12 protein-coding genes are annotated in these 13,098 nt (G+C 35.9%); 8 read left to right on the top strand and 4 right to left on the bottom strand.

The features are described 5' to 3' along the window. Positions 1–42: 42 nt before the first annotated feature. Positions 43–636 (top strand): recombination mediator RecR, encoded by a 594-nt coding sequence (gene recR / locus CIN_RS05930; RefSeq protein WP_008854157.1) that lies wholly within the window; start codon positions 43–45, stop codon positions 634–636. Positions 637–640: 4 nt separating this feature from the next. Here recR and CIN_RS05925 read toward each other — a convergent pair whose 3' ends face one another. Continuing rightward, positions 641–1,402, bottom strand: a complete 762-nt coding sequence (locus CIN_RS05925; protein ID WP_139016958.1) for a DUF1460 domain-containing protein — start codon at positions 1,400–1,402, stop codon at positions 641–643. A gap of 152 nt (positions 1,403–1,554) precedes the next feature. Here CIN_RS05925 and CIN_RS11785 point away from each other — a divergent pair, with 152 nt between their 5' ends. Both CIN_RS11785 and CIN_RS05920 read left to right on the top strand, forming a co-directional pair. After that, positions 1,555–1,719 carry an AtzG-like protein gene (locus tag CIN_RS11785; protein WP_008854154.1) on the top strand — a complete coding sequence of 55 codons (165 nt, stop codon included), beginning with the start codon at positions 1,555–1,557 and terminating at the stop codon, positions 1,717–1,719. A gap of 4 nt (positions 1,720–1,723) precedes the next feature. Continuing rightward, on the top strand, positions 1,724–3,073 hold the full coding sequence (locus CIN_RS05920) for an AtzE family amidohydrolase (RefSeq protein ID WP_008854153.1): 1,350 nt from the start codon (positions 1,724–1,726) through the stop codon (positions 3,071–3,073). A 99-nt stretch (positions 3,074–3,172) separates the two neighbouring features. On the opposite strand, the gene CIN_RS05915 is transcribed toward CIN_RS05920, so the two are convergent. Continuing rightward, entirely contained in the window at positions 3,173–3,736 is a 564-nt protein-coding gene (locus CIN_RS05915) for a hypothetical protein (protein WP_040364028.1), read from the bottom strand. Positions 3,737–3,920: 184 nt separating this feature from the next. Here CIN_RS05915 and CIN_RS05910 point away from each other — a divergent pair, with 184 nt between their 5' ends. Beyond that, positions 3,921–5,426 (top strand): PepSY-associated TM helix domain-containing protein, encoded by a 1,506-nt coding sequence (locus CIN_RS05910; RefSeq protein ID WP_040364027.1) that lies wholly within the window; start codon positions 3,921–3,923, stop codon positions 5,424–5,426. 47 nt (positions 5,427–5,473) lie between these two features. Here CIN_RS05910 and CIN_RS05905 read toward each other — a convergent pair whose 3' ends face one another. Further along, entirely contained in the window at positions 5,474–7,669 is a 2,196-nt protein-coding gene (locus CIN_RS05905; protein ID WP_008854150.1) for a TonB-dependent siderophore receptor, read from the bottom strand. 222 nt (positions 7,670–7,891) lie between these two features. Here CIN_RS05905 and CIN_RS05900 point away from each other — a divergent pair, with 222 nt between their 5' ends. Further along, positions 7,892–8,149: a hypothetical protein gene (locus CIN_RS05900; protein ID WP_008854149.1), complete on the top strand. Its 258-nt coding sequence runs from the start codon at positions 7,892–7,894 to the stop codon at positions 8,147–8,149. A 5-nt stretch (positions 8,150–8,154) separates the two neighbouring features. Here CIN_RS05900 and CIN_RS05895 read toward each other — a convergent pair whose 3' ends face one another. Further along, complete coding sequence (locus tag CIN_RS05895) at positions 8,155–8,601, bottom strand: GNAT family N-acetyltransferase (RefSeq protein WP_008854148.1); 447 nt, start codon at positions 8,599–8,601, stop codon at positions 8,155–8,157. Between the two features lie 104 nt (positions 8,602–8,705). Here CIN_RS05895 and CIN_RS05890 point away from each other — a divergent pair, with 104 nt between their 5' ends. From CIN_RS05890 to CIN_RS11415, 3 genes are all read left to right on the top strand, one after another. Next, positions 8,706–9,566 carry an SEL1-like repeat protein gene (locus CIN_RS05890; protein WP_050798367.1) on the top strand — a complete coding sequence of 287 codons (861 nt, stop codon included), beginning with the start codon at positions 8,706–8,708 and terminating at the stop codon, positions 9,564–9,566. Positions 9,567–9,740: 174 nt separating this feature from the next. After that, positions 9,741–11,039, top strand: a complete 1,299-nt coding sequence (locus tag CIN_RS05885; protein ID WP_008854146.1) for a tetratricopeptide repeat protein — start codon at positions 9,741–9,743, stop codon at positions 11,037–11,039. 112 nt (positions 11,040–11,151) lie between these two features. Beyond that, entirely contained in the window at positions 11,152–13,017 is a 1,866-nt protein-coding gene (locus CIN_RS11415; protein WP_008854145.1) for an SEL1-like repeat protein, read from the top strand. Positions 13,018–13,098: the final 81 nt, after the last annotated feature.

Here is a 13,098-nt window from a genome sequence, read left to right as displayed (position 1 = left end):
TTATTGACTGATGTATCAGTAATATAGATAAAGGATATCATGATGGGTGGCCCTGAAATAGAACGATTAATTGCTTTGTTAAGCAAATTGCCAGGATTGGGGCCACGCTCTGCACGCAGAGCCACGCTGGCATTATTAAAACAACCACAATCTCGTATGATCCCGCTGGCAAACGCGTTGCAACAAGCTGCCGATCATGTAAAGACTTGCTCTTCATGTGGAAATTTAGATAGTTCTGATCCTTGTGTAATTTGCAGTGATCTTAATCGTCATGCAGACCAAATCTGTATCGTGGAAACCGTTGGTGATTTGTGGGCTTTGGAAAAAACTGGAATTTTCAAAGGGCAATATCAAGTTTTGGGCGGTTCCTTATCGCCTTTGGCAGGAATATGGCCTGATGATTTAAATATACTCCCATTATTACAACGCTTGGAACGGCAAGAAGTCAAAGAGATTATCTTGGCTTTGGGTGCGACAGTCGATGGGGTAACAACCATGCATTGGTTATATGATCAGTTGTTACCTTGGGATGTCAAAATTACAAAGGTCAGTCAAGGTATTCCAATGGGTGGATCTTTGGAAGTTATGGATGAGGGAACGTTGACAGCGGCTTTAACAACCAGACGGTCTGTATAATTCCTTATTGAGCGCGTAAGACCATAATTCCAGGTTTATTGTGAATATATTGTAATAAAGGACTATCAACGACTTTACGATTTTTTGCCAAAGAAGAGGCATTACGGAAATAAATTTGATTGTCTTTTTTGATTAAAATACCAACATGAGAAGCATCTAGCCCATCTTTTGGTGTGTAAATTCCAATAAAATCATCTGTTTTTAAATGATTGATCACGTCGTCATTGACATAGGTAGAAGGGATATAATGTATTTCTCTGGCGGTAATTCCTAAACCGGGCAAATATTCTGAACCGTCTGCTTTGCGGTTTAGATGCTTGAGAATGGTAACCGCATGAGGGCTGATTTGCTGTGTGATATCTTTAGCATTTTGTGGTGAACGACTATACCAATCTGAAAAGAAATGTTTACGATCAAGAAAGTTGACTTTTCCATCAACATAACGGATTTTTGTCATATTTTTTGTCAGATCATTCAAATCATGGGATTGATATAAAGCCAATACGTCATCAATAAACGTAAAGCAATCCACAGAATTAACATTAATCACTAATTTCTCTGGAATAGTGGAGGAACCAATCAACGTATCCGCTACATAAGGCGTATTCAGCATTTTTCCTGAAATGGCTTCGATTGAGTGTGGTTGGGTGTTTAATAATGTTTGTGCTTTTTGAGTGGTAATAATATCAGCAGCTTTGGCACTGGGGATCGTTATTGCCAAACCGACAGCAAGAAGTGATGATCGGAAAAAGATATTCGATATCATGATAGAGGTCTCATTATTTTATGATGTATGGATGTTAGTTTATCTTTTTTGGCAGTCTTATAAAGAAAAAAATTTTTCTGTTTATAATGTTACTTTGGGTATTTTGAATCTTACGCTTTAATTCAAAGAAAGAGTGAACAAGGAATAAACTAATGAAAACAGTCTCTGATCAAGTTATTGAATTATTGTCTGAGAGTATTTTACTTTCTATTCCACAGGAATGTATGGAAGGAGTTAAAAAGAATACTCAAGTTTTGATGCAATATAGTCAATTGATCCATCAATTTGAAATTCCTGACATCAAAGAAAAGGAATAGTCAAATGAGTTCCGTTCAAAAGATTGCTCATCATATTCGGAATAAACGTTATTCTGCACAAGAAGTTGTGTCTCATTATTTAGAAATGATTGAACGATATGATGTGTCGATGAATAGTGTTACGCGTTTTTTAAAGGACCGTGCTTTATATGCAGCGACAAAGGTTGATGCGTTGATTGCTGAGGGTAAAGATCCAGGGCCTTTGGTTGGGGTGCCTTTTGGTGTTAAAGATTTATTTGATGTAAAAGGCGAAGTGACAACCGCAGGGTCTAAATTATTATCCCAAAATAATCCTGCGAACCAAGATGCAAAAGTCATTCAAAGATTATGTGCTGCTGGGGCTATTCCTGTGGCAACGTTAAATATGGATGAGTTTGCTTATGGATTTGTAACTGATAATGAGCATCATGGAATGACACATAATCCTCATGATTTTTCAAGGTTTGCAGGTGGTTCTTCAGGAGGGTCTGCAGCATCAGTAGGTGGGGGAATACTCTCTTTTTCTTTGGGATCAGATACGAATGGGTCTATACGTGTGCCAGCCTCTTTTTGTGGAGTGTGGGGGATCAGGCCAACTTATGGAGTTCTGCCGATGCAAGGCGTTTATCCATTTGCGGAAAGTTTCGATAGAATCGGGCCTTTTTGCCAAAGCATAGAGGATCTAAAGACTGTTTTTAATGTGATGGCAGAGGTCACAACAAACACATCTTTTCCATCAATATCTTCTTTGCGGATAGGACAGCTGGCGGGATGGTTTGAACGGGATGTCGATCAAGATATTTTAGATGCTATTCAGGAAATTGTGCGTTGTTTTTCTAAACAAGGGAAAATCGATCTGCCTCATATAGAACAAGTTCGGGCAGCCTCTTATTTAATGACAGCTTCAGAAGGGGGAAAGTTACATTTACCGAATTTAAGAACGAAACCTATGGAATATGATCCTGCGACCAGAGAGCGTTTGATGGCTGGGGCGTTACTACCAGTCTCCAGTTATTTAAAAGCTAAAGAAATACAATTTTGGTTCCAGCAATATTTAGACAATATTTTTAAAGAATATGACTTATTAATTGCACCAGCAGTTGGCTCTATTGCCCCTCAAATTGATAATCCAGTGGTGTTTGTAGATGGAAAGCCTGTGTCTGCTCGGGTTAATCTGGGAATTTATACGCAGCCTTTCAGTATGAGTCACTGTCCTGTTTTATCTGTACCTATTCATCGTGATGGAAAACTACCTATTGGGTTGCAATTAATTGCTAAACCTCATCAAGAACAGCTTTTATTTGCTGTGGGTAGTTTATTAGAGAAAAATGGCATTGCTAAAGCAACGATTATTCAAAGGAATAAGGTGCTTTGATTGCTACAGTATTTATATAGTTAAGACCTAATTTTTATTTATATAGTTAAGACCTAATTTTTAGGTCTATTTATTAAAGTGTATGGCAAATGAGATTATTTATTGATATTTCTGCTTTAGATATTTTTTGATAGCAGCAGCAGTTTTGTATTTGTAATATCGTCTATGACGTACACCATCATCAACATATCCGTCTGTCCCTGAAAGGTTAGGATCGTTAAACATTTTTGAATCTATGATTAGACTACCATCTTGATCTTTTGTATAAGCCGTTGTTGTATAAAAATCGTTAGAAATATCAACAGAAGGCATGTTGTGCCCCCATTTTTGCATAACAAATATATAGCTTTTATTATGGACCTTAGCAAAAAATACAGATGCTAGTTCTACACAAGCCCCATCCTCAGAATACTCATCAATTTGTTCTTTTTTAATATGGTTATCTTGTTTATATTCCAATATAAATGCAATGGTTTGGCAGGGATCGTTATTAGTCGCATCATTCTCTTTTTCAAAATAAATTTTACCGTCTGGGTATAAATCTGTTTTAAATGGCCCTTGAATAACTTCATTCGGCACAGTTTGGGCATGACTTGTAAAGCTATAGGTTAAGCAGCCCAGAATATATATTGTTGTTATGAGTTTTTTCATTTTATGTTGCACTTATTTTCTCTTTAATAAAGGGCTACTTTATTAAACTTATAAAGTCTATCTTTTAATCCTAAAAGCCGATAGTTAATCAGTTCATGAGTGTAATTGGATAAATAGAAGATTTACAAATTGAAATTCCATTTAAATCTTCTATAGTGTTGTTCATTCTTATTCTCAACTTCTTGAAAATGATCAGATGATCCAAAAAATACTGTCTATTTTAACGTTAATCCATCGCTGGGGCGGTTTAATAGGGGGATGGTTTTGCTTTTTCTTGGTTATTACAGGAACGGTTTCCATTTTTGATCTGGAGATTTCCAGATGGATGCAACCAGAGCTGGCGCGCTATACACAAGCGCAGTCACAAACGCTTTCTGAACAATCAATGGAAACATCCTATGCGTTATGGCAAGAAAATACAGAGCAAAAACGCTTTAGCTTTGTGGTTTTGCCTTCTGAACGTTATCCTTTTATCCATGTTTTATACAGTCAAGGTGCGTTACTCAATTGGCAAAATATTGATCCTGCCACAGGAAAAGTAATCCCAACACAATCAACTGTTGGAGGATATTTTTTTGATAGCTTGCATAATAATTTATTAATGGGACATCCTGTGGGGGAGGTCGTTATTATTATCCTCTCTATTTCATTTTTTCTTTTTATTCTTAGTGGATTTATTATTCATTTAAAGCATTTGTGGAAAGAGTTTTTTAAAGTTCGACCTAAAGCATCTGCATTACGGTTTGTATTGGATATTCATCTAGGGATCGGCGTTTTTTTCTTACCTTTTTTATTACTGATGGTGATTAGTGGCTTTTTATTTTACGCGCCCAATTATATGTCTTTTTTAAATGCATCTCCTAATCATTATGTTGCGGTTACAGATTTTCAGGGAAAAGCAAAGCAAGATCATACAGAGCAAAATCTATTTTCGTTAGTCAAAGAGGCTAAAGCAACGTTTAATGCAATGCCTGGGTTTATTATGATTACACCACAGCAAATTCATATCGTGCAAAGTGATGTGGATCAATTAGCGATTATGCGTAATTATGTAGAGCTAGATCGTGCTTCACAGAAAATATCCTTACAAGAAAATCAACCCAGCGCAGGACGATATTTTTTGAATTTAATGTTTGGTTTGCATTTAACGCGTGCAGGTGGAGATGTTTTACGGTGGGTGTATTTTCTGGCAGGAATTGGATCATCGATACTCGTTGCAACAGGGTTACTCTTCTTTTCCAATAAACGGCGTCATTTTAATAAGAAGCATATCTCTGCACGATTATTATTTTTTTATAAGCTCGTTGATGGTTTGCATGTGGGTGTGATTATGGGGGTGTTATTGGCATTACTTGCTGTCTTTTGGGTGAATATGTTGGTGCCAAAGCAAGCTATAACAAAACCGTTTTGGGAGGAATTAAGCTTCTTCATTATCTTTATTTTGTCGTTTATTGAAGGGATTTTTTATAGTTTCTACTCAACAGTGATGAAGGCTTGGCGTCATCAGGTTGGGTTATTTGCAGGCTTATGTCTTTTTATGCCGATTGTGAAACTAATTTTATTTCCAGAAATATTAATCTCATTTTTAAATGAGAATTTTGTCTATGCGATGATAAGTATCGTGTTTATCTTGATTGGGATTTCTTTTGTTTTTGTTTATGGATATTTAAATAAGAAAAATAATCTTAAAGGCAATAAATAAAGCTTTTATTCTGGATTAAATGATATCCAAAATAAAAGCATATGAACTTACCAAGTGTAAGAAAGTTTTCCGATAACGGTTCTGCCTTGACCGATAGCACAACCGAAAGATTGGCTGTAACAAGCGGTAAAGTAGCGTTTGTTAGTTAAGTTTTGAGCTGTTAACTGTGCATCTAGCCCTTTTAAAGTCGGAATACTATCGTCGAATTTATAATGGGCTTGCATATCAAACAAAGTATATGCTTGGGTTCGTAGGAATGTTGCGTAATCACCATTTGTATTTCCATTATACCTGACCCCGAAAGCACCGCCTAGGTTTTTGAAAGTTCCAGATTGAATGGTATAGTCTGCCCAAAAAGAGAATATGTTGGCAGGGATTTGGGTTGGACGTTGACCTGCATAATCTCCAGCCATGTATTTTACATTTTGATGTGTGTAGGCAGCGATTAAATTTAATCCAGCAATTGGGGAGGTATGTGCTTCCAGTTCAAGACCACGAGAACGTATTCTTCCAGCTTGAATACTAAAGTTAGCGTTTTGAGGGTCACTGGTTAAGACGTTGGTTTGTTCCAGATTATAGACAGCAGCCGTAAAGAAACCATTGAAATGCTCTGGTTGATATTTGACGCCGAATTCGTATTGTTCACCACGAGTAGGTTTATAAGGTTCTTGGTTTGCTTGGTTGACTTGATTGAGAGGTTGAAAGGACTGAGCGTAACTAAAGTAAGGAGAGATATTATAGGGTAAGTTATAAAGGATTCCACTTCGGAAAGTGAAGCCTTGATCACTTTGTGTAAAGTTGGAGGCAGAGGCATAATGGTTTCTGGTACTAATGCTGGACCAATCATTACGAAACCCCAATTGAACATGTAGGCGTTTATAACTCATATTATCTTGTAAAAAGATGCCTTCTTGATTGGTGCTAATTCCTGCACCTAAATAGGGGGATGGAATAGTAATTGGAGCTGAATAGTTTGGATGATATAGATCAAGAGGAACAGATTCTGCCCAACCATAATTATAATTGTCACGGATGTTCTGCCAACTTACCCCTAGCAGTAAATCATGAGCCACAGGGCCAGTATGGATTTGTCCGTGCAATTGCTCTTCAATGGTAACTGTATCAAAGTGTTCTTTAGAGCCATTGGCTGCACGGTATAAATATCGACTTCCTGGATAATAGCCAGCGCTGGAATTTGTATAAGGCCCTCCTGTCCCATAAACTTGGTTATAGGTGCTTCCTACATTGGTGTAACGTGCCATAGAAATAAATTGCCATTCTGGATTGATTTGATAGGTAAATTTATATCCAACGGAGGCTTGTGTGCGCTTATATTTTTCGAAATTCTTATCACCTGAATAAAAATCAGAAGGAAAATGAAAAGGGCTTGATAAAACAGATCCATAGGCGGGAAACATTTGATATGATGTATCGCTAGGGTCTGCTTGGTAACGCCCATAAACGGTCATTGTAATATCGTCAGTGGGTTCCCAGTAAAGAGAGGGTTGAATGGCATAACGTTCTGATTTTGTATACCAATCCCGACTGCTATCTTGTCTGAATCCTGTTGCGACAATACGCCAAGATAAGTTATCTAGCCCTTTAAATTTATCCCCTAAATCAAACGTACCACGGGCATAATTATTGTTTCCACCTTCAAGAGAAACAGAGCGATAGCGAGATCCATTGGCAAATTTACTGGTTAAGGCAATGATGCCTCCTGGGCTACTTTGACCATAAACAACAGAAGAGGGGCCTTTGACGACATCTATTTCTTGTAATAAATAAGGATCGACTTGTTGAGCAGCATAATATTGGCCTTTAAATAGTAATAACCCATCAAGATACTGGCCAGCATCAAAACCACGAACATCAACCAGATCATATCGACTATTCGCTCCACGTTGTTCAGCAGAAATACCAGAGCTGTAACGGAGTGCTTGAGCCATTGTCTGTGCATTTTGCATTTGCATTTGGGCAGCTGTGACAACAGAGACTGATTCTGGTGTATAAATTAATGGAGTAGATGTTTTTGTTGCAGCAGAAGAGGTTTTTGCAACAATTGAATTTCGACTACCTTTTACAACAATCTGCTCGCTTGGTGCGGAATCATCATCTGTTTGAGTCGACGTTGATTGTTGTTCGGTATTGGTTGTTGTGGTTTGTGCAAAAGCAAGGTCTTGTAAGGCGAAAAAAGCAAGACCAGAGCTGATAAATAAAAGAGAGCGATGAGGGTAAGTCATGGATATAAAAAATCAGTTTTGTTGATAATGAAAGTGATAATCGTTATCAAATAACAGAGAGGCGAATGCTTTTCAACTAAATTTTACTTCTACAGCAGATCGTAACTATAGTGTTTGATTTTGAATAATTAACGTCAATAACTATTGAAATTATATCTTTTTATTTTATTTTGTATTACATAAAGTGATGGTTTTCTTTGATATTTTGTGGTGGTATGTAAAATGATACAAAAAATTATTATCTTAGGGTTAGCAGTGGCGGCCAGTATATGGGTTGGAATGTATATTCAATCTTATAACAAAAATAGTACAATGAACGCTCAAGAGCGTTTTCAAGATATTGTCGATCAAACAAGTGATCAGGCAAAAGATTTATTACAAGAGGCTGATGAACAAAAGAAGAAAGCCATTGAAAAGCTTCAAGAAAAAAAAGATAACTTCTTAAAGCAACAACAAAAAGAATTATTTGGCCAGCATTAAAATTATCACTTTGTTGTCGGTGTTTTCATATCCCATTTGGTTAAATCAAGTTCCATTGGTAAAAAAGTCACATTCTTTTTAGAAAATTCTTTATCGAATGCTTGGAACTGAAATTTCTTGTAAAAACGCACAGCGGTTGTTCGTGCGTTTAAATAAACAGTCTCGATTTGTTTGTTAATCAATTCTTGTAAAACATTTTTAAACAAATAACTGCCAATGCCTTGATTTTGATAAGCTGTTTGTGTTGCAAATTTTCGAATTTGGTATCGTGTTGGTGTACGATAAAATACAGATAAGCAGCTAATGATGTGCTGGTCTTTAACATATCCAAAATGAAGTGCTTGATCATCGCCTTCTTCCGTACATTCTTGCAGTGTGGCAGAAGGCCATAAGACTTCTTTTCTTAATTTTAAACAATCATTTAAGTGAATCTGTTGAATAAAGTCTGCCATGATTGTGAATTCCTTGTATTGTAATAAATATGGTATTGTTATGTAATAGGTTTTCAGTTTATTGATAATCTGTTTTTTTAAATCTTTATTTTAAAGAGTATATAATGAGAAAGATCTGTAAGCAATTTTACAGCTTTGGGATAGGCTTGGCTGTTAGTATAGCATTGGTTTTTCCTGAACCGTCAAAAGCTTTGCAGGTATTGGATCATACGATTAATTTTGAAAAAGCAGATTCTAAACAAACCATAGCCCAATTAACCAAGCTTGCATCTTCTGGGAATGCTGCTGCTGAATATCATTTAGGATTACGATATTTGCATGGGCAAGGTGTGACACAAGACCAAAATGTAGCCATAGAATGGTTTAAAAAAGCAGCAAAAGGCGGCAATGCTAAAGCTGAGTTGGCGCTAGGTGTTTTTTATGGTGGAGGCATTGGTGTAGAACGTGATTATATTCAGGCAAGAAAATTTCTAGAACAAGCAGCTCAAAAAAATGAGCCAGAAGCGAATTTTTATTTAGGACTAATTTATTATAAAGGTTTACGTGTTCCTAGAGTATATTCAAATGCAAAAAAATACTTTGAACTCGCTGCTCAAAAAGGGAATAGTGATGCTCAATATTTTTTAGGGCGGATGTATTATAGCGGTCAAGGAATGGCTGAAAATTATAAACAAGCTTTTATATGGCTAGATAAATCAGCTCGACAGGGAAATAAACATGCTAACGCAATGTTAGGGGTATTATATGATAACGGTAATGGTGTAAAAAAAGATTATAAAAAATCTTTTGAGTATTATTTACAAGCAGCTAAGCAAAATGTAGCTGAAGCACAGTTATCTGTTGGTATTGATTATTTGACAGGACATGGAACCAAAGCAAGTAAGGTTGAGGCCAAAGAATGGCTTTTAAAAGCATGTCGTCAAAATAATAATTCCGCTTGTGAGATCGTTTCGAGTATGAATTAGCAACAGCGTTGAAAAGAAATATATTTATTCTATTTTTCTTGTTGATTATCCGGTTATAGTCTGATTAATTTTAATAAATAATTAATCTTTTTAGCTGGGAACGATGGGATTTATATGTATCAATATATTTTTATTATACTGATCATCATATGTATAATTTGTATTGCATTTTTTGTGTATGGTTTATGGTTACGTAAATATGCACGTCGATATAAAAGTCATCGTAATCGCAGTCCAGTTGAGCCTAACTTGGTGACAGAAGAGGATGAGGCTGAAATTAATTCTATAGAGGCAAGTACTCCTATGGAAAGGGGCTTAATGTATTTTCGTGGGGATGGTGTTCCTCAGAATTATACGAAAGCGAGAGAGCTTTTTGAAAAAGCTGCTGCTGGGGGGCATGTTCAGTCTATTTTATATTTAGCACTTATTTATTATGAAGGCTTAGGGGTTGAGCAAGATGATAAAAAGGCTTTAGTTCTTTTTGATGATGCTGCAAAAAGAGGAAACGCCAAAGCAATGTTTGCTTTGGGCCGTATTTATATTATGGGGCATTTGTTAGAACAAAATTATGAAAAAGCTCGGGAGTATTTTGAGCAATCAGCACGTCAAGGAGAAGTTGAAGCCTTATTAAATCTTGGAATGATGTATTATGAAGGTGTTGGCGTTTCCCAAGATTATAGTAAAGCAAGAGTATATTTAGAACAAGCCGCTCAAAAAGGGGCTGCTGAAGCACAGAATAATCTCGCTTATATGTATATTCATGCTAAGGGCGTTGAAAAAGATTTGGAAAAAGCGCGTGAATATTACTCACTTTCTGCGCGTCAAGGCAATATGCAAGGTGAGTATCAGCTGGCATTAATGTATTGGAATGGTGAAGGTGGAGAAGAGGATCATTCTAAAGCTAGAGGATATTGTGAGAAAGCTGCGTATCAAGGCGAAGTGAATGCCGAATATTTTATGGGAAATATTTATTATTATGGTCAAGGTGTTAGCGTAGATTATAAAAGAGCGGCATATTTTTATGAAAAAGCCGCACGTCAAGATCATGGTGAGGCTCAGAATATGATTGGATATATGTATTCTGAAGGGCAAGGTGTTTCTAAAGATTATAAATTAGCAATTTATTGGTATGAACAAGCTGCAGCACGTCATAATGTACAAGCTCAATATAGTTTGGGTTATATTTATTTGACTGGTCAAATTGTGAAGCTCAATTTAACTGAAGCATTTGAATGGTTTTATAAAGCTGCAGATAATGGTTATGTCTTAGCTCAATTTAATTTAGGTGTGATGTACTATAAGGGAGATGGTGTTCCACAGAATTATGAGCAGGCAGTAGTCTGGTTCCAAAAAGCTGTTGATCAAGGGCATAAAAAATCCAGTTTTATTCTTGGAAAGATGTATATAGAGGGGCAAGGTGTTGCTCATGATCATGATAAGGGAATGGCTTTGATTGCTCAAGGTGATGGTTAGATAACATCTTAAAATATAAAGGTTATTTTTCTATATAATGAGGTTAAAAAACGTTGTATAGTGTTGTTTGTTCCTGAATATTAGATTATTTTTTTGTTATATTGGTTTTTATATGTCTAGATCTCATATTGCACTTGTTGGAAAAATCTCAGGTGTTTGTTGCTTTATTTTTATAGTTTTATGTATTTGTTTTTACAAAACAATTCGTGCTGGATTTATCGAGGCACAGTTTAATCGTGCAAATATGTACATTCAGGGAGATGGAAATTCTCAGGATTTTAAAAAAGCACGAGAGTATCTAGAGCAATCTGCTGCTGCAGGAAGCGACAATGCTCAATATATGTTGGGTGTTATGTATGAAAAAGGTCAGGGCGCACCTCAAGATATTTCAAAGGCTTTGGAATATTATAAACAAGCTGCAAAGAAAAATCATGCAAAAGCAGAATATGCGTTAGGGACTATGTATGATCATGCTAGAGGGGTTCCAGAGGATCATGCAGAAGCTATTAAATGGTATGAAAAAGCTGCAAAACAAAATAACTCATCTGCAGAATATGCTTTAGGATATGCTTATTTTAAAGGGATTGGTATAGCCAAAAATATTGAAAAAGGCATGCAATACTTACAAAAATCTGCTGATAATGGTAATGTAAAAGCAATTTTTTATATCGGATCATTATATTATGATGGTCAGAGCTTTCCTAAAAATCCGAAGAAAGCATTCCCTTATTTTGAAAAGGCTGCTTATAAAGGGAATACAGATGCGCAGTTTTATTTGGGTTTAATGTATGCTAATGGCATAGGGGTAGAGCAAGACTATTCAAAAGCAATTTATTGGTACGAAAAATCATCAAAAACGCATCCGACTGCAGCTTATAATTTAGCAAAAATGTATAAAGAAGGTTTAGGTGTTGAAGTTAATTATAATACTGCATTTGAGCTTTTGAAAAAAGCAGCTAATGGGAATAACGTTCAAGCACAATATGGGTTAGCAAATTTATATGATTTAGGGGATAAAATTCCTCAAGATAGTAGTAAAGCAGCTTTTTGGTATGAGAAAGCTGCAAAACAAGGAAATATAGATGCAGCTTATGCTTTGGGTGAAATGTATTTAGAAGGTAGAGGTGTTGGTGAAGATTTTACTAAAGGTTTTCAATATCTCGAACAAGCGGCTCAAAATGGTAATGCAGATGCTCAGTTAAAAATTGCTTCTATTTATTTCAAAGGAATAAATGTCCCTATAGATCATAATAAAGCGCTTGAATGGTATCAAAAGTCAGCCGAACAAAAAAATAAAGTTGCCTTATATACATTGGGCAATATTTATGAACAAGGTTTGGATGTTCCAAAAGATATTTCTAAAGCGGTTAAATATTATCAAGAAGCAGCTGAAGGTGGAGATGTTGACGCTCAGTTAAAATTGGCGTCAATGTATTCTACAGGAACAAATGTTCCTGTAGATTATTCTAAAGCGATTGATTTTTACCAAAAAGCGGTTAATCAAAGTAATGTTCAAGCAATGTTACAGCTTGGACAGATCTACGAGCAAGGCAAAGGAACTGCACAGAATTATCAAAAAGCGTTTGATATTTATAGTAAAGGTCTGAGTAATCATAGTCCTGATTTACAATATGCTGTTGGTTTATTGTATGAAAAAGGGTTAGGGGTTACTAAAAATATAGAGCAAGCTAGAACATTATTTAAGCAAGCAGCTCAACAAGGGCTTGTATCTGCTCAATGCGCTTTTGCAAAAATAGAGTTAAATGAGCATGTTAAAGATCCTAATGTGCAAGTTGCAATGTCTTATTTACAAGCCGCTGCAAAAAGCGAAGATCCAGAAGCAATGTTTATTTTAGGGAATTTATACCTAAATGGCCAGCATATTGAAAAAGATGTTAAACATGCCAAAGATTTATTGAAATTGAGTTGTGATAAGGGATTTCAAAATGCTTGTCAAAGCTTAAAATTAATTCATTAATTATACTATTTCTGTATCAATTCAGTAGCCATTAAAGGATTTTTTATATATAAAAGATAGTGTTCATTTTTTAGTGATCTC

Origin of the sequence: Commensalibacter intestini A911 (genome assembly GCF_000231445.1) — a bacterium.
GTDB classification, from domain to species: Bacteria; Pseudomonadota; Alphaproteobacteria; order Acetobacterales; family Acetobacteraceae; genus Commensalibacter; species Commensalibacter intestini.
This window is presented reverse-complemented; position numbering and strand designations above follow the sequence as displayed.